Raw genomic sequence first — 23,657 nt, 5'->3', positions numbered from 1 at the left:
GCGGTCCCGCCGTGGCGAGCGGTCACAGCGAGGCGCTCTTCCCGCCGTCGATGACGAGGTTGCTGCCGGTGATCCACGAGGCGCGCCGGGACACCAGGAAGCCGACCGCGTCGGCGATGTCCTGGGTCTGGCCGATCCGCCCGAGCGGAACTTCGTCGGCCCAGTCCTCCGATTCACTGCCGAGATAGTCGACGATCTTGTCGCGCGCTTCGTCCGCTCCCGGTGTCATCACGTTTCCCGGAGAGAGGGCGACGACGCGGATACCGTGCGGCGCCAGTTCGACCGCGAGCCCTTTGCTGTACACCTCAAGGGCGGACTTGGCGGCGGCGTAGTGCAGGATCATCGGGTACGACGAAATGGTGGCGATCGACGACATGTGGACGATCACCCCGCCGCCGCCCGCACGCATGGACGGCACGAGTGCGGAATTGAGCCGGACGGCGGAGAGGAAATTGATGTCGACCGTGTATTGCCAGTCGTTCTCGATCTCCAGCGCGGTCTGAAAGGCCCGGCAGCCGCCCGCGTTGTTGACGATGATGTCCACCCCGCCGAGCGCGTCCAGCGCGGCGTCCGCGAACCCGCGCACACCGTCCGGCGTGCCGAGGTCCGCCGGCACGAACTTGGCGGCGGACGGGGTGTGTTCGGTGGGCCGGCGGGCGCCGGTGACGACGGTGGCGCCGGCGTCGAGGAGGTTCTGCACGATGGCGGCGCCGATGCCGCGGCTGCCGCCGGTGACCACCGCCCGCTTGCCGTCCAGCTCATGGGAAATCTGCGCGGTAAGGGGACTCTGACTCACCCTGGGTTCCGCCACCTTTCTTTCCTCGGCAATCCTGTCCGCGACACTCGTCGCCAGGGGAATAAATTCACCGGTGCGACTCGAAAGGCGACGCGGAACCACCTGGACCACTATCAGTGGTCACGCGGACACGGTCAAGATGATTATGTCGATGCACTGGATCGCCTTGTGCAATCCAATACCGCCGGCCGGGCCGCGGCTGGACGCCGCGATCAGCAGGGCCGATAATCATGCGCTACCGGGGTGCGACCGGCCACACCATTTTCCGCACGACCCGGAAGCGATGTGCCGGGTAGTCGGAAAAGGCGCACCCGGGATGTTTGTGCCAGTAGTGCCGACAATTCGGGAGGAACCATGGCCAGCCTGGACGAGCCGTTCGTCGTGGGTGATCTGACGGTGCCCAACCGCATCGTGATGGCCCCGATGACCAGGATGAAGTCCCCCGGCGGCGTGCCGGGCCAGGAGGTTGCGGAGTATTACGCCCGCCGGGCGGCGCACCAGGTCGGGCTGATCATCACCGAGGGCACCTACGTCGGCCGGGCCGCCGCCCGCGCGTACGACGACGTGCCGCGCTTTCACGGCGAGCAGGCGCTCGCCGGGTGGGCCCGCGTGGTGGAGCGGGTGCACCAGGCCGGCGGCAGGATCATTCCCCAGCTGTGGCACACCGGGGTGGTGCGCGCCGGCACCGAGCCGCCCACCGAGGGCCCGTCCGGTCTCGGCCTGGACGGCGCCCCGGCCGGGCGGGCCATGACCCAGCGGGACATCGACGACACGGTGGCGGCCTTCACCGAGGCCGCCGTCACCGCCGAGCGGCTCGGGTTCGACGGTGTCGAACTGCACGGCGCGCACGGCTACCTGATCGACGACTTCCTGTGGAGCACCACCAACCGGCGCACCGACCGCTACGGCGGCGACCCGGCCTCCCGGGCCCGCTTCGGCGCCGAGATCGTGCAGGCCATCCGCGCGGCCGTCAGCCCGGGCTTCCCGGTGTTCTTCCGGTTCTCCCAGTGGAAGGTCAACCACTACGGGGCCCGCATCGCCGAGAGCCCGGAGGAGCTGGAGCAGCTGCTCACCCCGCTGGCCGACGCGGGTGTCGACGTCTTCCACGCCTCCACCCGGCGCTACTGGCTGCCCGAGTTCGAGGGCAGCGAGCTCAACCTGGCCGGCTGGACGCGCAAGCTCAGCGGCAAGGCCGTCGTGACGGTCGGCTCGGTCGGCCTGGACCGGCAGTTCGGTGAGGGCCAGTTCGCCCAGGGCTACACCGGGCAGGCCGGCGTGACCGGGATCGGCGAACTGGTGGCCCGGCTGGAGCGCGACGAGTTCGACCTCGTCGCCGTGGGCAGGACGCTGCTGGCCAACCCGGACTGGGCGGCGAAGGCGCTGCGCGGCGAGCTGGCCGGGACCGTCCCGTACGACCCGGCCGTGCTGGCCACCCTGGTCTGACGCCACCGCGGCGGGTGGACCACCGCAGCCGGGCCGCGACGGTCGTCGCGGCCCGGCTGTCGCGCGAAGGCCACCCGGACACCGGTGAGCGGTCGGCGCACGGCCGGCCGCTCACCGCGGGTCAGTCCAGGCCCAGCTCGCCCCGGATGACCGCGTGCCAGTCGTCCGTCATGCGCCGCGCCGTGGCCTCGTCGAACACGTTCGCGTCGTACTTGAGGAACACCTTGTACCCGTCGCCCTCCCGGTAGAACTCCGTGGCGAGGACGTACTCCCCGGCGTACGGCAGGTCGTCGAACAGCCGCAGGTCCAACTCGCCGGCCCCGGCCGGCGATTCGTTGGTGAGCAGGTCGGCGCCCTCGAAGTTCTGGAACAGGAAGTTCGTCAGGACCAGCGGTTCGTCGTCCGATCCCACCGCGCGGGTGATCTCCGGCAGCGGGTAGCCGCCGTGCTCGATGCCGCCGACCACCTTGCGCTGCAGGGACTTGAGCAGCTCGGGGAAGCCCCCGGCGGCCGCGCAGCGGATGGGCAGGCAGTTCGCGAACTGGCCGACCACGTCCTGGAACCGCTCCTCGTAGCGGGCGGCCGCGGTCATGCCCAGGACCAGGTCGTCCTGTCCGGTCAGCCGGTGCAGGAACCGCACGTACGTGGTGAACAGCACGATGGCGACGCTGACCCGGTGCTCCCGCGCGGTGTCGGCCAGCGCGCCGGCCAGCGTCGGCGACAGCCTCATCGTCGCCACCTCCACCCGGGGCATCCGCTTCGGGTCGTACGGACGGTCGTAGGGCAGCGCGAGCGCCGGCCGCGGCCCGTCCAACTCCCGCACCCAGTAGTCCCGGTGCTTCCGTCCCTGCGGGCCGGTGAGCATCGCCTCCTCCCAGGCGACGAAGTCGCCGAAGCCGGCCCGGTTCAGGCTCCCCCGGCCCTGGTAGGCCTCCTTGAGCGTGCGGACCAGGACCGCCGTCGACGTGCCGTCCAGCAGGATGTGGTGCGCGGTGATCAGCAGCAGCCGCCGTCCGCCGGCGAGGGAGACCAGGTGCGCCCGCACCAGCGGGCCCGCCGTCAGGTCGAACGGGGCGTCCACCAGGTCGCGCAGCCCGGCCAGTTGCGCGGCGCGCGAGGTGGTGGCGAGGTGGACCCGGTCGAACGACGGGGTCCTGGTCGGGTCGATGTCCAGGTACGGCACGCCGTCCCGCTCGCCGAGGACCGCGCTCAGCACCGGGTGGATCCCGGTCTGCGCGCGGATCGCCCGTTCCAGGACCGCCTCGTCCAGCTCGCCGTGGATCTCGAAGAGCAGCGGGAGGTGGTAGTTGGTCGACTCCGGCGAGCGCAGCTGGTCCCGGTACATGGTCAGCTGGCCGCGCGAGAGGTTCCACCGCCCGCCCGCCGTGCCGGCGAAGTGGGCGCACAGGCCCTCGATGGTCTCGACGTCGAAGAGCAGGGTGGCGGAGACGTCGTCACCGAAGTCCTCGCGCAGGGCGTTGGTGAGCTGGAGCACGAGGATCGAGTCCAGGCCGTAGTTGGTGAGCGGCGCCGTGGTGTCGATCCGCTCGGCCGGGATGCCGAGGACGGCGGCGGCCTTGCCGAGGATGAGCGCGGCCAGGTCGGACGGCGTCGCCGGCGCGGCCGGGGGCTCCGGTACCGGGACGGGCACGGGCTCGGGGGTCGGCGCGGGCTCCGGTCGCGGTGCCGACGCCGGTACCGGCCGCTCCGACCCGCCGGTCCCCTGCCGTGCGGCGCTCCCCGGCCCGGCGCCGACCGCCTGCCGGGCCACCCCGTCGCTCTCCGCCGCGATGACCTGCTGGCCCAGCGGCAGCGCCTGCGCCAGCGGGAACACGACCGTGCCGAAGCCCTCCCCCGCCAGCACGTCCCGCCAGTTCTCCGGCGACAGCGCCGGCGAGCCGGGGATCCGCAGCGACCGGTCGTCGAACAACCACCAGCCCGCGAGCAGCCCGAACGTCACATGGCTGAACAGGTCGAACGCCGACAGCTCGTTCAGCAGCAGCCACCCGCCGGCCCGCATCGCGGCCTTGGCGTTGCGCAGGGTGTTACGGGTGTCCCTGGTCGCGTGCAGCACGTTGGCGGCGATCACCAGGTCGAACCCGCCCTCGGCGATGTCCTGCCCGGCCAGCGGCTGCTCGATGTTGAGCAGCCGGCAGTCCAGGTACGGCACGTCCGGCCCGTACGCGGTGCGCGCGTGGTTGAGGAAGGCCTTGGACAGGTCCGTGTAGACGTAGGTCTCGATGCTGTCCTGGTAGGGCTTGAGCGCGGCGAACATCCCGGCGCTGGTACCGCCGGTACCGGCGCCGATCTCCAGGATCCGCAGCCGCGCGCCGGGCTCCCGGCGCAGCCGCTCCGCCACCACGCCGACGGCGGCGCCGGCCATGGCACGGTTGAACAGGTCCGCGACGTGGTTGTCCCGGTAGCAGCCCTCCACCAACTCCACCGAACCGCGCGGGAACATCACGTCGGTGGGCCTGGTCCGGCCGGTCAGGATGCCCGGCAGCGCCCGCAGCATGGCGGAGGCCAGCCGCAGTTCGGCCCTGCGGTCGGCGTCGGTCGACCACCGCTCGCACTGCCGGTCCCACTGCCCGAGCACGACGTCCACCGGCTCGGCCGGGACGAGGACGCGCCGGGCGTGCTCCAGCCAGTCGGCGTACAGCGGCAGGATCGCCGCGTGGTCGACGGTCGCCAGCTGCGCCGCCAGCACCTTCGCCAGCCACGGGTCCCGTTCGGCTCGACGCCACCGCACGACCTCGTCCATGAGGTCGTCCGCACCCTCGGGCGCGATCAGCAGCTCACCGGGGACCCGGGACGGCGTCCGGCCGTGCACGGTGACCCTGGTGGCGCGGTCGAAGTTCGCCAGGGTGTTGTGCCGGTTGGTCTTGACGAAGGCGAGCTGCCGCTGGCCTCCGCCGAGCAGCGCGTCCAGGGCGGCCAGCCCCTCGCGCGGCTCGATCGACACCAGGCCGACCCGGCTCAGCCGCTCCCGGTAGAACGCGGACGTGACGCTCCCGAGGTTGCCCCACCACCCCCAGTTCACCACCCTGACCGGGGTGTCCCAGTGCTGTCCGAGCGCGTGCGCGTAGGCGTCGCTGAAGGTGCACCCGGCCGCGTAGTTGCCCTGGCCGGCCGCCGTCGTGAAGGACTGCATCGACGACAGCAGCACCGCGAAGTCCAACTGCTCGCCGTCGAAGACCTCGGCCATCGCGGTCGTGACGTCGACCTTGGCCGCCAGCCCCGCACGGAGGGTGGCCTCGTCCATCCTGGCGAACGTGCTGTCCCGCAGCACGAGTGCGGCCTGCACCACCCCGTCGATCCGCGGGTGGCGCTCCTTGACCGCCGCGACGGCACGGCGCAGCGCGGCCGGGTCCGCGGCGTCGGCGCTGAGGTAGCGGACGGTGCCGCGACCCCGGACGGAGCGGATCCGGGCCTCGATGGACGCGTCGGGTGCGCTGCGGCCGATCCAGGTGACGTGCGCGCCGAACTCGCGCACCACGTGCTGGGTCCACGCCGTGCCCAGGCCGCCGGCCCCGCCGATCACCACGTAGACGCCGCCCTCGCGGTACACCGGCTTGGCCGGCGCCTCGCACGGCGCCCAGTGCCGGGCGAGCCACTGGCCGGCCCGCCGGACCCAGGCGTCCTCGGGCGACCGGGCCGGCAGGGCCGGCAGGTCGGCGGGCCACTCGGGGCCGTCGAGGTCGACGCGGCGGACGGTCCACTGCGCGTACTCCCGGCCCAGCGAGCCGAACAGGCCGTGCAGTCCGGCGTGTGCCGGCTGGACGGGGTCGTCGGCGTGGGTGGCCAGCGCGCGGGTCGTGACCAGCGTGATCCCCAGCGGCCGGGCGTCGTACCCGGCGCCGATCAGCGCCTTGATCATGCGGAAGGCCGCGACGACGCCGTCGTCCTGGGCGGCCACGTACCCGGCGGCGTCGACGGGGTCGAGCTTGGGCTCGGGCGCGGTCCAGACCAGGTGGTCGATCGGCCCGAGCTCGCGCAGTGCGGCGGTCACCTCCTCGACGGACGCCGACGGCGGCAGCGGCCAGGCCAGCGCGCCGGCGAGGGCCGAGGGTCCGCCGACGGCCAGGATCCGGTCGGTCCGGGCGGGCACGGGCGCGTCGGTCGCGCTGATCGAATCCCAGACGGGGGCGAACAGTGCGGGCCCGCTCCGGCCCGTGCGGCGCGAGGTGTACCCGGTCAGCCGCACGCAGACCTCGCCGTCGGCGTCGACCAGGTCGATGTCCAGCTTGCCGAGCGGCCCGGACGCACCGCCTCGGACGACGGCCCACATCGTGGCCGTGCACGGGGCGAACAGGTCGAGCCGGTCCAGGGCGAACGGCACGGTGGTGTCACTCATCCCGTCGAGGTGGGCCGCGACCGCCGCCTGGATCGCCGAGTCCAGCATCGCGGGCGTCAGCGCGCCGGGCTCCGCCGAGTCGGGCCGGACCAGTTCGGCCAGGACCGTCCCGGCGCCGACGTACGCCCGCCGGATCGCCCGGAGGGTCGGACCGTGGTCGATGCCCATCGACACCAGGGCCTGGTGGATCCGGTCGCCGGACACGGTCTCCGGGCAGTCCGCGCGCAGTGCGGCGAGGTCGACCGGTGCCGGGCGCGGGGCGTCGGACGGTGCGATGCGGCCTTCACAGCACACGGTGGCGCCGGCGGCGATCTCGAACCGGCGCCCGCCCTTGGTGTCGGCGCGCACGTCGACCCGGACGTCGACCGGGTCGTCCGCGACCTCCAGCGGCTGCACCCAGGTCACGTTGCGCATCCGCACCCGGGTGGCGCCCAGCGCCTTGCGGGCCAGTTCCAGGTAGGCGACCGCGGGCAGGAGGTGACGGCCCTGCACCACGTGGTCGCGCAGCAGGCCGTGGGCGCGGGTCAGCGTCACCGCGTCGGCGCGGGTCTGCGGCGCAGTGTCCGCGTGGGTCGGCGGCACGGCGTCCGCGCGGGCGGCCGGCACGGCTTCGCCGCCGGTCGCGGGCCAGTGCCGGTCGCGGGCGAAGGGGTAGGTCGGCAGCGGGATGCGCCGGCCCTCGACCGGGGCCCGGGTGTCCTCGGGCACCCGGGCCGGGCTCGTGCCGTCGAGGACCCCGATCAGCTCCTCGCGGTCGCGCACCGCGCAGGCGAACCGGTACGCGAAGCGCTCCCGGCCGACGGCCAGGGTGTAGGCGAGGTCACCGAGGTCGATCGAGGCGTGGGCGCGGACGTGTGCCGCCAGCCGGCGCCGCTGTTCGAGGAGCTGCTGCTCCGTCCGCGCCGAGAGCACCACCACGTGCTCGGCCTGCGGTGCGGCGGCCGGTGCGGCGGTCCGCGCGACGTCCCGCGCGACGGACGGGGCCTCCTCGATCACGAGGTGCGCGTTGGTCCCGCTGGCGCCGAAGGAGCTCACCACGCCGCAGCGCGGCACCCCGGTGGGGCTCTCCCAGTCGTGGGTGCGGGTGCTCAGGTAGAACGGGCTGCCGGCCAGCGGGATCGCCTCGTTGGCGCTCTCGAAGTGCAGCGAGGCGGGGATCCGCCGGTGCTTGATCGCCAGCAGCACCTTCAGCACGCCCGCGACGCCGGCCGCGAACTGGGCGTGGCCGATGTTGGTCTTCAGCGAACCGACCGCGCAGTACTCCGCCTTGTCGGTGCGGGCGCGGAACGCGCGGCTCAGCGCCTGGAACTCGATCGGGTCGCCCAGCTTGGTGCCGGTGCCGTGCGCCTCGACGAGTCCGATGCGTTCCACGTCGACGTCGAACCGCTCGTACACCTCGCCGAGCAGGGCCTCCTGGGACACCGAACTCGGCGCGGTGATCCCGTTGGTGGCGCCGTCCTGATTGACGCCGCTGGCCTTGATCACGCCGTGGATGTGGTCGCCGTCGGCCAGCGCGTCCGCGAGCCGCTTCAGCACGACGACCCCGACGCCCTCGCCGGGTACGAAGCCGTCGGCGCGGTGGTCGAAGGTGTGGCAGCGGCCGGTCGGCGAGAGCATGCCGGCGCGGCCCGCGAGCCCGTACAGCCGTGGCGTGGACTGCACGAACACCCCGCCCGCCAGCGCCATCGAGGTCTCGCCGGACCACAGGTCCTTGCACGCCAGGTCGATCGCCACGAGCGAGCTGGAGCACGACGTGTCGACGGCGATCGCCGGGCCCTTGAGGTCGAGGAAGTAGCCCACCCGGCTCGGGATGACCGAGGCCATGTTGCCCCACAGGGTCTGCGCCGGTGCGTCCCGGTCGAGCAGCGCCTGGTAGTCCCCCGCCCACGCCCCGACGTAGACGCCGCAGCGCCGCCGGCCCATCCGGCCCGCGTAGCCGGCGTCCTCCAACGCCTTCCAGGACTCCTCCAGCAGCAGCCGCTGCTGCGGGTCCATCACCACGGCCTCGGTGCCGGAGATGTTGAAGAACATCGCGTCGAACTCGTCGATGCGGTCGAGGAAGCCGCCCCGGGTGCAGGTGCTCACGCCGTCGAGGTCGAACCGGGTCGTCTCGGTGACCAGGTCGTCGCCGTCGACCAGGTGGGTCCACAGGTCGTCGAGCGAGTCGGCGCCCGCGAAGCGGCCGCTCATGCCGATCACCGCGATCGGTCCGCGCTCCCCGGGCACGGCCCCGGCCCGGGGCACGGGCACGGAGGCGGGCACGGGCGCGGGCTCCGCGACCGATTGCGGGGCGTCGTCGCGCGCCGCCGCCGGCGCCGGGGCGCCCTCCGTGTAGACGATGGTGTCCCCGTACGCGGCGAGCAGGTGCGCGGCCAGCCGGTCGGCACTGCTGAAGTCGAAGACCACGCTCGTCGGCAGGTCCAGCGACAACGCGTCGTTGAGCTGGTCCACCACGCGGATCGCCAGGATCGAGTCCAGGCCGTAGTCGGCGAACGCCAGCCCGCCCTCGACCTCGGCGACCTCCATCGCCAGTGCCCGGGCGATCTTCTCCCGCACCACCGCGGGCACGAGCTCGTCCAGGCTCCGTGGTGCGACGGCGGGTTCGGGGCTCACCGCCGCGACCGGTGCCGTGACCACCGCCGCGACCGGTGCGGCCGGCGGAAGTGGCGCCGGCCGCGGGGCCGCTGCCGGCCGGGTCAGGTCGCCGATCCAGAACCGCTCCTTGGCGAACGGGTACGTCGGCAGCGACAGCACCCGGCGCGGCGCCCCCCGGTGCAGGCGCTCCCAGTCCACCTCGACGCCCGACGCCCACAGCGCCGCGAGCTTGGACAGCTTGCCGGCGGCGACCCACTGCCGTACCAGCAGTTCCTGCAGATCGCTGTCACCGGTGATCTCCGCGAGCAGACCGCCCGCATCCCCGGCGGTGCCCCGGTGCCCCCGGCCCGCCCGCAGCGCGGCCCGCAGCTCCGCGGTCGACGACGCCGCGACCGCGTACCGCTCGGCCATCGCCTCCCGCCCGACCTGGAGCGTGAAGGCCAGGTCGGCGAGTTCGGTGTCCGGATTGCGGTCGAGGAAGCCGGCCAGCCGGTCCACCGACGCGGTGAGCTGTTCGGGAGTCCTCGCCGAGAGGACGACGACCTGTTCGGCGCCGTTGGGCGCGCCGTCTGTGGGCTGCACGGAATACTCCTCGACGATCACGTGCGCGTTCGAGCCGCCGGCACCGAAGGAGGACACCGCCGCGATCCGCGGGCCGTCGGAGTGCCACGGGCTCAGCTCGCGCTGGACCCGGAACGGGGTCCGCTCGAAGGCGATGTTCGGGTTGAGCTGTTCGGCGTGCAGGCTCGGCGCGAGCTGCCGGTGCTTGAGCTGGAGCAGGACCTTCGTCAGACCGGCCACCCCGGCCGCGGCCTCCAGGTGGCCGATGCCCGACTTCGCCGAGCCGATCGCGCAGTACTGCCGGTCCATGGTGTCCTGCTCGAACGCCTTGGTCAGGCCGGTGATCTCGATCGGATCGCCCAGTTCGGTGCCGGTACCGTGTGCCTCGACGTAACTGACCTGCCGCGCGGAGACCCCGGCCCGGTCCAGCGCCCGCCGGATCACGTCGGCCTGGGCGACCGGGCTCGGCACCGTGTAGCCGGTGGAGCGGCCGCCGTGGTTGACGCTGGAGCCCCGGATCACCGCGAGCACGCGGTCCCCGTCGGCCACCGCGCGGGACAGCGGCTTCAGCAGCACGCAGCCGACGCCCTCGCCGGGGACGAACCCGTGGCCGCCGGTGCCGAAACTGCGGCAGTGCTGGTCGGGCGAGAGCATGCCGGAGCGGCACAGTTCGACGTAGTCCAGCGGGTGCGCGTAGAGGTTCACGCCACCGGCGATCGCCACCTCGCAGGCGCCGCGCCGGAGTTGCTCGCACGCCTCGTGGATCGCGGTCAGCGACGCCGAGCACATCGTGTCGATCGTCAGGCTCGGGCCCCGCAGGTCGAGCAGGTAGGAGGCGCGGGCGCTCAGCGAGGCGAACGACAGCCCGGGCACCACGAGTTCGCCCGAGGGCAGGCGGCCCACCTCGTGCCGGGCGTGGCCGACCTTGGTGACGCCGGCGAACACCCCGACCCCGTGGCCGTGGCGGTCGGCGAGGCGTGCCCTGGTGTAGCCCGCGTCCTCCAGCACCTCCCACGCGGCCTGGACGAACAGCCGTTCCTGCGGGTCCATGGCGTAGGCGTCGCGCGGGGCGATGCCGAAGAACCGGGGATCGAACGCCGCGAAGTCGTCGAGGAAGCCGCCCCACTTGCTGTAGCTGCGGCCGGTGGCCACCGCCGTGTTGCGGTCCGGTTCGAAGAAGCCCTCCAGCGGCCAGCGGTCCACCTCGCGGACGCAGTCGCGGCCCGCCCTGAGGTTCTCCCAGAACGCCTCGGGGTCGGCGGCGCCCGGGTAGCGGCCGCTCAGCCCGATGACCGCGATCGGCTCGTCGGTGACGGCGTCGGGTTTGTCGGTCGCGACGACCGGATTCCCGGACGGCTGCTCCGGCGGCCTCTCGGACGGCTGCTCGATGGCGGCGGGCCGGTCGGCGGCCGGCTGTCGGCGCGCCTGTTCCGGCTGCCGGCCGGCGGGTCGGTCGGCGATGTGACCGGCGACCTGACCGGCGAGTTGACCGGCCACCGCCCGCAGGGTCGGCTGCTCGTAGAAGATCGTCGAGGACACCTCGGGGTAGGTCCTGACCAGTTCCCGGTTGAGCTGGATGACCATCACCGAGTCCAGGCCGATGTCGACGAGCGGGCGGTCGGGGTCGACCGAGCCCGGCGCCAGCCCGCTGACCTCGGAGAACAGGGTGAGCAGGTGGTGGAGGACCTGCGGGTCGGCGCTGCGCGTGGCGGTCGTCGCCACCGGCGCAGGCACCGAGGCCTGCGTCCCCGTCCCGGTCTGCGCCCGCTCCCGGTCGCCGTAGTGCACCCACACCTGGTCCGCCCCCGCGTTCCAGGCGTCGATCAGCGCCGCGAGCCCGTCCTGCGTGGGCATCGGCGCCAGCCCCCGGTCCTCCCACAGGTACGCCCGGGTCCGCTCGCTGACCCGCATGCCGCCGTCCTCCCACAGCGGCCACGCGATGGACAACGTGCGCCCGCGGCGGCTCCCCGCCACGACCCGCGCGTTGCGCACGGCGGCGAACTCGTCGAGGAAGGCGTTGGCGGTCGCGTAGTCGGACTGGCCGGGGTTGCCGGTGATCGCGGCGCCCGAGGAGAACGTCAGCACGAACTCCAGCGGGCAGTGCTCGGTGGCCCGGTCGAGGTGCACGAGGCCGTCCACCTTGGTCGCGAGCACGTCGTCCCACTGCTCGGCGGTCTTGTCCGCGAGCAGCGAGTCGCGCACCACACCGGCGGCGTGCACGACGCCGGTGATCCCGCCCGCCTCGGCGACCAGGTGCCGCACCTCCTCCCAGCGGGAGACGTCGGCGCGCACGTACCGCGCGACCGCACCCGCCTGCCGCAGCTCGGCGAGCAGGCCCTCGATCCGGTCGTCGCCCGGCGACCGGCCGGCCAGCACGATGGTCGGTCGCCGCACGTCGGCGGCGATGCGCCGGGCGGTGGCGGCGCCGATCCCACCGGTGCCGCCCGTGATCAGGTACACGCCGCCGTCCCGCCAGGGCCGGTCGGACGCTGCTCCCCGGATCACGGCCGGGGCCCAGCTGCGGGTGTGCCGGACGCCGTCGCGGTAGCTCACGAGGTCGTCGGCGGCGCGGGCGTTCTCCGCCACGACGGCGGCCAGGTCGTCGCCGGCGACACCCTCGACACCGATGACCTGACCGACGATCCGCGGGTTCTCCTTGGTCGCGGTGCGCAGCAGGCCGGCCAGGGCGAGGTCGTGGGTGACGACCTGCACCAGCGTGGTGCCGTGCCGGGCGTCGAGGCCGCGGACGGTCTCCAGCACCTGCCACGACAGGTCGCGGAACCGGCTCTCCGGCCGTTGCCTGGCCGTGTCGAGGAGGATCGCCCCGGGCACCGGCCCGTCGACCCCGCACAGCAGGACGACGCGCCGGTCGTACCGGCCGGTCGCGGCGGCGGGCGTCGGCGTCCACCGTGCGGTCAGCAGGGCCGTACCGGTCTCCACCCCGGTGCCGGCCGACTCCCTCGTGCCGGTACCTCCCGTGTCGGCCGCTTCCCTGGTACCGGGAAGCCAGAACCGGTCCCGGGCGAAGGGGTATCCGGGCAGGTGGGCGCGCCTGGGGGTCCTGCCCCCGGACAGCGAACGCCAGTCGACGGCGCCACCGCCGATCCACCGTCCGATCGGCTCCCCGCTGCCGCCACGGTCCCCGGTGGCGACGAACGCCCTCAGCCTGTCGAGGAGTTCGGCACGCGAGGAGACGACCCAGCCGACCCGTTCGGCCATCTCCTCGCGGCCGACCTGCAGGCTCCACGCGACGGACCGCAGCGAAACGTCCTCCGACTGCTCCAGGTAGGACAGCAGGTCCCGGGCCCGGTCGGTCAACTGCCCCGCGGTGCGGGCCGACAACGGCACCAGGACGCTCCCGCCGTCCTGCTCTCCCTGCTCGCGCCGGTCGGCGCCGACGTACTCCTCGACGACGACATGGGCGTTGACGCCACCGAACCCGAAGCTGCTCACCCCGGCCCGCCTCGGCGCGAGGCCGCCGTCAGCGCTGCGCGGGCGCGCCCAGGGCTCGTTGTCCCGCACGATGTGGAACGGGCCGCCGTCCAGTTCGATGTACGGGTTGACCTGCCGGACGTGCCGGGTCGCGGGCAGCACACCGTGCTTGAGCGCGAGCAGCACCTTCAGCAGCCCCGCGATGCCCGCGGCCGACTCCAGGTGGCCGATGTTGGTCTTGACCGAACCGAGGCCGCACGCACCGTCGTCACTGCGGCCCAGCCGGCGGAACGCCGTGCGCAGCGCGCGGACCTCCACCGGGTCGCCGAGCGCCGTGCCGGTGCCGTGGGTCTCGATGTAGCCGATGGTGTCCGGGTCGAGGTCGCCGACGGCGGCCGTCACCAGGTCGGCCTGGGCGTCGGCGTTCGGCGCGGTCAGCGAGTTGGCCCGGCCGCCGTGGTTGTACGCGCTTCCCCGGAGCACACCGAGGATCGCGTCGCCGTCGCGCTCCGCCGCCGCCAGGGACTTGAGCACGACCACCCCGACGCCCTCGCCGCGCACATAGCCGTTCGCGCCGGCGTCGAAGGTCTTGCACAGGCCGTCCGGGCTGAGCATGCCCGCGCGGTGCGCGCTGACGAAGGTGTCCGTGCTGAGCAGCACGTTCACCCCGCCGGCGACCGCCAGCTCGCAGGTGCCGGAGCGGATCGCCTCGATCGCGCGGTGCACCGCCACCAGCGAGCTGGAGCAGGCCGTGTCGATCGGTTCGCTCGGGCCGCGCACGTCGAGCAGGTACGAGATGCGGTTGGCCAGGATCGAGTGCGTCGTCCCGGTCGACGTGAACGCGTCCGGTTGCACGCCGCGGGTGGTGAGCAGCGTCGCGTAGTCGTTGCCCGTGACGCCGATGAACACTCCCGTGCTGGTCGGCAGGTCGGCGGGGCGGTACGCGCTGTCCTCCAGCGCCTGCCACACCGTCTCCAGGACGAGGCGGTGCTGCGGGTCCATCAGCTCGGCCTCGCGCGGCAGGATGCGGAAGAAGGCGGCGTCGAAGGCGTCGACGTCGTCCAGCGCCCCGATCCGCTGGGGGAAGTCCTGGGCCTCGATGGTCCTGCGGTGGTCCTCGTCGTACCGGTGCCACGGGAAGGCGGTGACGGAGTCCTCGCCCGCCAACAGGTTCGCCCAGTACTCGTCCAGGGTGCGGGCGCCCGGGAAGCGCCCGGCCGCGCCGATGACGGCGATCGGCAGGCGCGGATCGGCCTCGGCGTGAACCGGCCGCGGCTCAACCGCGGCCACGACCTCTGCCTCTGCCTCGACCGGCTGCGGCACCGGCTCGGCCCCGGGCTCGACCGTGGCGCCGTGCTCCTCGACCAGGTGGGCGCCCAGCGCCTCCAGCGTGCTGACGTCGAAGAACACCGCCGGACTCACCACGACCCCGAACCGCTCACGGATCTCCTCCGCGAAGGCCACCAGCGAGATGGAGTCGAAGCCGAACGCGTCCAGGCCGGTCCGCGGATCGAGCTCCGCCGGCTCGAACTTGAGGAGGTCCGCGGCGATGGAGCGCAGGACGTCCACCACGGCCGAGTCCGCGGGTGCGGCCTGCTTCGTGCCGCCCGGCACGGCGTCGGCCGGCGTCGTGCCGCCCTGCACCGCTTCGGCCGGCACCGTGTCGACCTGCACCCGCTCGACCCGGACCGGACGGGCCTGCGGCACCGGCCGCTCGGCCGGCGTCGCCCCTCCGACGCCGCGCCGCACCCCGTCCAGCTCCCCGACGACCTCGCCCGTGCCCTCGACCAGCAGGATCCGGTCGTCTCCGAAGACCACGTGCGTGACCGGCACCCCGGCCCGTACCCGGATCTCCCCGACCCGGTTGAGCGCCACCCGGGTCCAGTCCGGTTCCCCGGCCCGCTTGGCCTCCCACTGCACGCCCTGGGCGATCACCGCGAGCACGAACGGCTCGACGGTGACGTTGCGCCGGACGTGGTCCTGCCGGAAGTCGGGCCGGCCGACGCCCAGCACCGTCCGGCCGTCCGGCGTGCGGAACACGCCGTCGACCGCGCACGACGCCGGTTTGTACTCCAGCCCGCCCTCGGCCAGCTCGGCCAGGAACCGTTCCCGCGTGAGGACCGGCCGCAGGTCGGCCAGGTCGACCCGACCGGTCGGCGCGGTGGCCGCCCGCACGGTGAACTCGACCGCCGCCGCCCCGTCCTCGGTCCGGACGATGCCGTGGCCGTCGGCGAACTCCGTGACGAGCCGCCTGGTCGCCGACCAGTCGATCGGCCGCAGCACCCGGAGGTCGTGGACCGCGGCCTCCCCGGCGAACCCGCTGACCTTCGCGGTGGCCAGCGCGAGGTCCACCGCGAAGGTGGGCACGATCGTCGGCGCCTTGGCCCGGCGGTAGCCGTAGTCCAGCAGGTCGGGGAGGTGGACGTCGAGGCCGTAGCGCAGGCCGCGCACGTCGGACTCGTTGCGCCCCAGGAACGGGTGCAGCCGCTCGCGCAGTGCCAGCGGGGCCAGCACGGACGGCGCGCCGTCGGTCTGCTCGACCCAGCACCGCACCTTCTCGAACGGGTACGCGGGCAGTGACACCCGACGCGCCGTCGGCAGCCGGTCCCAGTCGACGCTCTTGCCGGCGACCCAGGTCGTGCCGAGCTCGTGCGCGGGCAGCTCCCGCCGCCCGGCCAGGTAGCCGTCGACGGCCGCCAGCGCGGACCGCAGGTCCCCCGCCACGAACGCCCACCGGTGGGGCAGTTCGTTCTTGCCCACCCGCAGGGTGAACGCGATGTCGGGCAGATCGGCCTCCCGCGCCCCGGCGAGGTGGTCGCGGAAGGTGGCCAGGTAGCGCCCGAGCGCGGCCTCGTTCATCGCGGAGAACACGAACAGCTGCTCGCCGAACGGCTCCCGGCGCACCGGACGTTCGGGATACTCCTCCAGGACGATGTGCGAGTTCATGCCGCCGGCGCCGATCGACGTGATGCCGGCCCGCCGGGGATGGGTGACCTGCCGGCCGTCGACGACGGTGACCGCAGGCCGCCAGTCGGCGAGCGTCTGCTGCACCTGGAACGGCGTGTCGGAGAAGTCGATGTCCGGGTTGAGTTCCGTGCTGTGCAGGGAGGGCACCAGCTTGCCGTGCCGGAACTGGAGCAGCACCTTCGCCAGGCCGATCATGCCGGCCGCCGCGAGCAGGTGCCCCATGTTCGCCTTGACGGACCCGAGCGCGCAGAACTGGCTGTCCGCCGTGTACTTCCGGTACGCCGAGGTGAGCGCGCGGACCTCGATCGGGTCGCCCAGCGCGGTGCCCGAGCCGTGCCCCTCGACGTAGCTGATCGTCCTCGGGTCGACCCCGGCGTCCTCGATCGCCTTCTCGATCGCGTGCGCCTGCATGCCCGGGTTCGGCACGGTGAAGCCGTTGCGGGTGCCGGCGTTGGACAGGGCGGTGCCCCTGATCACGGCGTACACCTGGTCGCCGTCGCGCTCGGCGTCGACCAGCGGCTTGAGCACGACCGCGCCGACGCCCTCGCCGAGGATGGTGCCGTCCACGCCGTGGCCGAAGCTGCGGATCACGTCGGAGGTGCCGGTGGTGAAGTGCTCCTCCGACGAGGTGATCAGGTTGTACGGGTGCAGCATCAGGTTGACGCCGCCCGCGACCACCATCCGGCACTCGCCGGCCCGCAGCATCTGCACGGCCTGGTGCACGCACGTCGACGAGGCGGAGCACATCGTGTCCACGAAGATCGACGGCCCGGTCAGGCCGTAGAAGTAGGACAGCATGTTGGGGAGCGTCCCGGTGTAGCTGCCGCTCTGCGGGGCGCCGCGGGTGAGGCTGTTCTGGAAGCCGTACAGGTTGTAGTGGTTGCTCATGGTGCCCACGAGCACACCGACGTCGCCCTGGTAGCGGCGCTGGATGGTCTGCCGCGAGTAGCCGGCGTCCTCCAGCGCCTGCACACCGGCCTGGAGGAACAGCCGCACCTCCGGGGACATCTGCTCGGCCTCGCGCTTGGAGATGCGGAAGTAGCGGGGATCGAACGCGTCGATGTCGCGGAGGAAGGTGCCGGTCCTGATCACGCTCTTGCCCCGGACGGCCCGGTCGCTGTCGTAGATGGCCTCGTGGCCCCAGCGTTCGGCGGGGACCTCCTCGAACGTGTGCCGGCCGTTCTCCAGCAGCTCCCACAGCTCGTCCATCGTGTCGGCGCCGGGGTAGCGTCCGGACACCCCGATGATCGCGATGTCGTGCCGGTCCGCGCGCGCGGGTTCGCGGACCTCGGCGGTGGCGGTGGCGGACACGGCCGGGTCCTCCTGCGGTACGACGGGCGTCTCCGACGGCAGTGCTGCCGGCACTTCCGGCTGTGCGCCGGACGCCCCGGCCGCCGCCGTCGCCCCCGGCACGGCCCCCAGGACGGCCTCCAGTTGCCCCCGCCGCGACTCCACGAAGTGCGCCGCCACGTCCGCGATGTTCAGGTACTCGAAGAAGATCGTCTTGGACAGCGGTCCGAACAGCTTCTCCAGCTCGGCGGTCACCCCCAGGATGCTCAGCGAGTCGATCCCGTACTCGATCAGGTTGGTGGTCGACTCGATGTGCTCCGGGGCGTGCCGGAGGACCCCGGCGACGACCTCCCTGAGCAGGCCCTCGGTGCGCTCCAGCAGATCGCCCTCGACGACGCCGCCGGACGGCGCGACCGAGGCCGCCGCCACGCGCGCCGAAGCCACCGGCGGCGGAGCCGCCCGGCGTGGCACCGCGAGGCTCGCCCTGGCCCCGTACGCGACGACGACGTGCGCGGGGGCGTCGGCGAGCAGGGAGCGGCCGAAGGCGCGCAGCCCGTCCTCGGTGGGCAGGGCCTCCCAGCCGCGCTCACGGCGCAGCGACTCGAGGGTGACCTCGTCCAGCGTCATGCCGCCCTCGGCCCACAGCGGCCAGCTGACGGCGACGGTCCTGCCGCTGCGCTCCCCCGCGTCGACCAGCGCCTGCCGGTGCCGGGCGAACGCGTCCAGGAACGCGTTGGCCGCCGCGTAGTCGGACTGCCCCGGGTTGCCGTAGACGCCGGCGACCGAGGAGAACAGCGCGAAGAAGTCCAGGTCGAGGTGCCGGGTGGCGGCGTCGAGGTTGAACGTGCCGCGCACCTTCGGCGCGGTCACCGGGCGGACGTCGGCCAGGTCCTTGCGCAGCAGGTACTGGTCCCGCAGCAGACCGGCCGCGTGCACCACGCCGTGCAGCGACCCGTGCTCCCGCACGATCGTGTCGACCGCGGCGCGGACGGCCCGGGCGTCGGTGACGTCGACCGGCAGGTAGTGCGCGTCGACCCCCTCGGCACGCAGGGACTCGACCGAGCCGGCGGTGGACCGTCCGCTCAGGACGACCGTCGCCTCGGCGCGGCCGAGGTAGCGGGCGATGTGCCGGCCGACGCCCCCTAGGCCGCCGGTCACCCAGTACACGCCGCAGGGGCGCAGGTCCGGCACCTCCGGACCGGCGTCGAGCCGCGTCTCGACGGGCTCCAGCACCTGCCGGGTGCCGTCGGCGACGTAGCGGACCTCGGTGTCGGCGGAGTCGTCGGCGCACTCCTCCCGCACGATCCGCTCGACCTGCGCCGGGGAGGCCGACTCCAGGCCGGCGACCCGGACCACCCGGCCCGAGACCAGCGGGTTCTCCAGGGCGACCGTGCGGAACAGGCCCGCCAGCGGCGCGTGGAAGTGCGCCGGGACCCGGCCGCCGACCAGCACCACGAAGCGGTGCTCGGCCTTGGGAGCGGACGCGAGCAGCCGCTGGACCTCGGCGAACACCTGGTCCGTCACGGCGTCGACGCCGTCGGCCGGGCTCGCCGGGGTGATCTCCGGCAGGGTCACGGTGTGCGCGGTGCGGGCGGAGCCGCCCGCGTTCAGCGGCCGGTCGGTCCACCGCGTGGTCGCCGTGACGACCCGCGCGCCCGCGTCGGCGGTGCGCTGGGCGAGCCCCCGCAGGCTGGCGCTGATCACGCCGTCGCGGTCGCACAGGTCGATGTCGAACCTGGCGAGCGCCCCGGAGTCCGCGCTCCGCCGCACCCACGCCCAGGTCTCGGACGGGCAGGGCCGGTACACCCGCAGCTCGTCGAGGGCGAAGGCCAGGGTCGGACCGGCGGCCTCGCCCATCAGGACCACGGAGGTCTGGAAGGCGGCGTCCAGGACGCTCGGCGGCAGCACGTAGCCCTCGGCCCCGGTTGCCGGGATGCGGGCGAGAGCCTCGTCCCGCCCGACCCGGAGCCCACGCAGCGCGCGCATGTCCGGCCCGTACTCCAGGCCCTGGGCACCGAACTCGGCGTAGACCTCGGCGGGGTCGCGCGTGGTGGGGCAGGACGCGCGCAGGGCGTCCAGGTCCAGTGGTGCCGGCTCCGGCGCCGTGACGATCTCGGCGGAGCCCGCGCTGTGGGTCGTCTCGCCCCGGCGGAACTCGAAGGCGATCGCTTCTCCACGCGGCGTCAGGGCGAGCTCGACGTCCACCGGTTCGTCGACGACGACCGGCCGCATCCACGCGACGTCGCTCAGCCGGATCACTCCCTCCCCGGCCGCCGCGAACTCCACCGCGGCCCGCGCCATCTCCAGGTACGCGACCGCGGGCAGCACCCGGTGGCCGCGGACCTGGTGCGAGGCCAGGAAGGGCTCGGATCCGGTGAAGGTGGAGGTGTAGCGCTGCTGCGCCAGGTCGGAGGTGTTGCGGTGGACGAGCGGGTGCAGCGTCGCGGCGCCCGGGGTCTCGGCCGGCGGCGTGACGTACCAGTGCCGGTCCTTGGCGAACGGGTAGGTCGGCAGCCGTACGCGCTGCGCCCCGGGCAGCGGGGGCCAGTCGACGCTCCCCCCGCGTGCCCACGCCTGTGCCGCCGCGACCAGCTCGGCCCCGGCCCCGGCGGGGTTGCGCACCTCGCCGTCGGCGACGGACTCCAGCGCGGCGACGAGCTGCTCCCGGTCGGCGACGACGAACGCGGCCCTGGCCCGCATCGGCTCGCGGCCGACCTGGAGCGTGTGGGCGATGTCGGCCAGCGACTGGCGCGGGCTCAGCCCGGTCTCGGGGGCCAGCAGGTGCTCCCGCAGCCGGGCGGCCAGCACCCGCAGCCGCTCCGGGTTCTTCGCCGACAGCGGCACGACGTGCGGCCCCGGCGCCTCGGCGGCCGCCGCACCGTCCTCGGGCGTCCCGCTCCCGTGCGCCGCCGTCGGGCGGACGTGTTCCTCCAGCAGCACGTGGGCGTTGGTCCCGCCGAACCCGAACGAGCTGACGCCCGCCCGGCGCGGCGCACCGTCGCCGCCCGGCCACGGCCGGGTGTCGCCGACGATGTAGAAGGGGCTGCCGTCCAGGTCGATCAGCTGGTTGCGGGTCTGGAAGTTGACCGTCGCCGGCAGGATCCCGGCGGCCATCGCGCCGATCACCTTCACCACGCCCGCCACGCCCGCGGCCGACTCCAGGTGGCCGATGTTGGTCTTGACCGAGCCGATGCCGGTGCTGCCGGGGCTCGGTGTGGTCCCGTTGGCGTCGTGCAGGCTCTGGAAGGCGCGCTTGAGTCCGACGATCTCGATCGGGTCACCGACCGGTGTGCCCGGCCCGTGGGCCTCGATGTAGCTCACGGTCTCGGGGGCGACGCCGGCGCGGGTGTAGACGTCCTCGATCAGCGCGGCTTGCGCGGCCGGGTTGGTGACGGTCAGCGAGTTGGTCCGGCCGCCGTGGTTGGTGCCGACGCCCTTGATCACCGCGTACACCGGGTCGTGGTCCGCCAGCGCCCTGGCCAGCGGCTTGAGCAGCAGGACCGCACCGCCCTCGCCCCGGACGAACCCGTCCGCGGCCTGGTCGAAGGCGTGCGACCGGCCGGTGGGCGAGAGCATGCTCGCCTTGCTGAACGCCACGAACAGCTTCGGCGACCAGCACAGGTTCACGCCGCCGGCCAGCGCCAGGTCGCAGTCGCCGTTGTGCAGTGCGGCGACGGCCTCGTAGAGCGAGACCAGGGAGCTGGAGCAGGCGGTGTCGTTGGCGATGCTGGGGCCGTGGAAGTCGAAGAAGTAGGACAGGCGGTTGGCGACGATCGAGTACGCCGTGCCGGTCGGGAAGTAGGCGTCGGTCGGCACGTCGTCGCGTTCGATCAGCTCGGCGTAGTCGCCGTGGCACAGGCCCATGAACACGCCCGTGCGGCTGCCCGCGAGTTCGCCCGCCCGGTAGCCCGCGTCCTCGATGGCCTGCCAGGCCAGTTCCAGCGCGAACCGCTGCTGCGGGTCCATGGTCTCGGCCTCGCGCGGGGAGATGTTGAAGAAAGCCGCGTCGAAGCGGTCGGCGCCCTCGACGAAGCCGGCCCAGACGCTGTACGTCTTCTCCTCGCCGCTGCGCGGATCGCCGAAGTAGCGTTCCTTGGACCACCGTTCCGCGGGCACCTCGGTGATCAGCGAGCGCCCCGCCGCGAGGTGGTCGAACAGCTCGACCAACGTGTCGGAGCCCGGGAACCGCAGGGCCAGACCGATGATCGCGATGTCGTCGGCACTCATCGGCTCTCCCCCACTCGCTGCATGGCACGGCGGTTGTCCACGGTCACCCGCAGGTTCAGCGCGGCGGGCACCGACCCGCCCGGCCGGCTCCCGCCGTCCAGCACGAACTGCTGGTGGAGCACGGCGGTCGTCAGCAGGTAGAGGAAGGCCTGGTCCTCCTTGGTGCTGATCTCCTCCACCGGCGAGGACATGATCTTGTCGACCAGGCGGCGGGCGAACCTCCGGTCCACGCAGCCGATCCTCGCCAACTCATGGTCGGACAGCAGCAGTTCCAGGTAGCCCGGGCGGCTCTCCTTGAACGCGGCGCTGCCCGGCGCGCGGTAGGGCTGTTTCGGGCGGCTGGTGGTCCACTCCGGGAGCTCGGCGCGGAACGCCTTCTTCAGCAGGGCCTTCTCGACCTGGCCGTCGTCGTAGCGCAGGTTCACCGACGCAGCCGCGCGCACCACCGCCGGGTCGAGGAACGGGCAGCGGTTCTCCACGCTGTGCGCGAGCGCGGCGCGCTCTCCCTGGGTGGACAACAGGAATCCGGGCAGCAGCGTCTTGTACTCCAGCCACTGGGCCTTGTGCACCGCGGACATCTCCGCGTAGCCCGGGGTCCCGGCGACGAGGTCGATCAGGTCGGCGAACGGGTCGAACCGGTCGGCGAGCAGGCGCGCCGCGAACCGGCCGTTCTGGTAGCGCATCTCGTGGGAGAACAGGCCCGGCAGCCGTTCCACCGAGAACTGCTGGTACAGGCCGAGCAGATGGGCCTGGTGGGCGGAGCCGAAGTGCGCCAGCTCCGGGTGCAGCCCGGCCAGCCCGGTGCGGCGCTCGGCCTCGGGCAGCTCGTTCCAGCGCTCGCGCAACAGGGTCTCGCGGAACAGCGAGTAGCCGAGGAACGCCTCGTCGGCGCCCTCGCCACTGAGGATCGTCTTGATCCCGGCGTCGCGGACGTGCCGGGACAGCAGGAACATCGGCACGAACGAGGTGCGGAAGGTCGGGACCTCGGCGTGGTACACGGCGGCCGGGAACGCGTCGGTGATGTCCGTGCTGGTGATCGGGACGGTGGAGTGCACCGTCCCCAGGTGCTCGGCGACCAGGCTCTGACTGTCCGACTCGTCGAACTCCTTGTCCTGGAAGGCCACGGAGAAGGTGCGGACCTGGTGCGGCGAGAGCTGGGTGGCCAGTCGCGTCACCACCGAGGAGTCCAGGCCGCCGCTGAGGTAGACGCCGACCTCGACGTCGGACCGCAGGCGCAGCTCCACGCTGGTGCGCAGGGTCTGCCGGACGAGCTCGATCGCCTCGGCCTCCGTGCCGTCGAAGCCCGGCACATCGAAGTCGAGCTCCTCGTACGGGCGCAGCGAGCGGCGGCCCGCGCTGATGGTCAGCACGGAGCCCATCGGCAGCTGGCGCACACCCCGGTAGGGGGTGCGGTCGGGCAGCGGCGTCCACGCGGCGTAGGTGGTGGCCAGCTCCCTCGGGTCGAGCTCGAAGCGGAAGCCGGGGAAGGCGCGGAACGCCTTCATCTCGGAGGCGAACAGCAGGTCACCGTCGTTGTCGGTGTAGAACAACGGGCGCTTGCCGTAACGGTCGCGGGCCAGGACCAAATCACCGGTCGCCGCGTCCCTGATGGCGACGGCGAAGGCGCCGTTCAGCCGGGTGAAACAGGCCGAGCCCCACTGGATCCACGCCTGGAGCACCACCTCGGTGTCGGAGTGGTCGGTGCGGAACGGCCGGCCGAGGCGCTCCAGTTCCGCACGGAGCTCGATGTGGTTGTAGATCTCACCGTTGAAGCAGATCCAGTACCGCCGTGACGGGTCCGACATGGGTTGCGAGCCACCGGCGAGGTCCACGATGGCCAGCCGCACCGCCCCCATGGCCAGACCGTCGTCCAGGTAGTAGCCGGCCTCGTCCGGCCCGCGGTGGCGGATGTTCGACAGCATCGAGGTGATGACCTCGGCGGTGGCACCGGGGTGCAGCGAGGTCGAGAGGAAACCAGCCAGCCCGCACATG

Annotated in this window: 4 protein-coding genes; 1 reads left to right on the top strand and 3 read right to left on the bottom strand. The window is 73.2% G+C overall.

The features are described from left to right. Window positions 1-22: 22 nt before the first annotated feature. Entirely contained in the window at window positions 23-811 is a 789-nt protein-coding gene (locus tag ACIO5E_RS34570; protein ID WP_400675681.1) for an oxidoreductase, read from the bottom strand. A gap of 339 nt (window positions 812-1,150) precedes the next feature. Between ACIO5E_RS34570 and ACIO5E_RS34565 the strand changes: the two genes are divergently transcribed. Next, the gene (locus ACIO5E_RS34565; protein ID WP_400675679.1) at window positions 1,151-2,239 is read left to right on the top strand and encodes an NADH:flavin oxidoreductase; all 1,089 of its coding nucleotides are present in this window, start codon (window positions 1,151-1,153) and stop codon (window positions 2,237-2,239) included. Window positions 2,240-2,360: 121 nt separating this feature from the next. Here ACIO5E_RS34565 and ACIO5E_RS34560 read toward each other — a convergent pair whose 3' ends face one another. Together ACIO5E_RS34560 and asnB are read right to left on the bottom strand one after the other, a co-directional pair. Further along, window positions 2,361-21,665: an SDR family NAD(P)-dependent oxidoreductase gene (locus tag ACIO5E_RS34560; RefSeq protein WP_400675677.1), complete on the bottom strand. Its 19,305-nt coding sequence runs from the start codon at window positions 21,663-21,665 to the stop codon at window positions 2,361-2,363. Further along, on the bottom strand, window positions 21,662-23,656 hold the full coding sequence (gene asnB / locus ACIO5E_RS34555) for an asparagine synthase (glutamine-hydrolyzing) (RefSeq protein WP_400675675.1): 1,995 nt from the start codon (window positions 23,654-23,656) through the stop codon (window positions 21,662-21,664). Before asnB ends, ACIO5E_RS34560 begins: the two co-directional genes overlap by 4 nt. Window position 23,657: the final 1 nt, after the last annotated feature.

It is taken from the genome of Kitasatospora sp. NPDC087314 (assembly GCF_044744365.1).
In the GTDB taxonomy this organism is placed as follows: Bacteria; Actinomycetota; Actinomycetes; order Streptomycetales; family Streptomycetaceae; genus Kitasatospora.
The sequence above is the reverse complement of the archived record's forward strand: the minus strand, read 5'-3'. Positions and strand labels throughout refer to the sequence as shown.

What these genes read in the sequence shown, in the direction of transcription:
- ACIO5E_RS34565 (WP_400675679.1), top strand. Translation starts at nt 1,151, where the DNA reads ATGGCCAGCCTGGACGAGCCGTTCGTCGTGGGTGATCTGACGGTGCCC.
- ACIO5E_RS34560 (WP_400675677.1), bottom strand. Translation starts at nt 21,665, where the DNA reads ATGAGTGCCGACGACATCGCGATCATCGGTCTGGCCCTGCGGTTCCCG.
- asnB (WP_400675675.1), bottom strand. Translation starts at nt 23,656, where the DNA reads ATGTGCGGGCTGGCTGGTTTCCTCTCGACCTCGCTGCACCCCGGTGCC.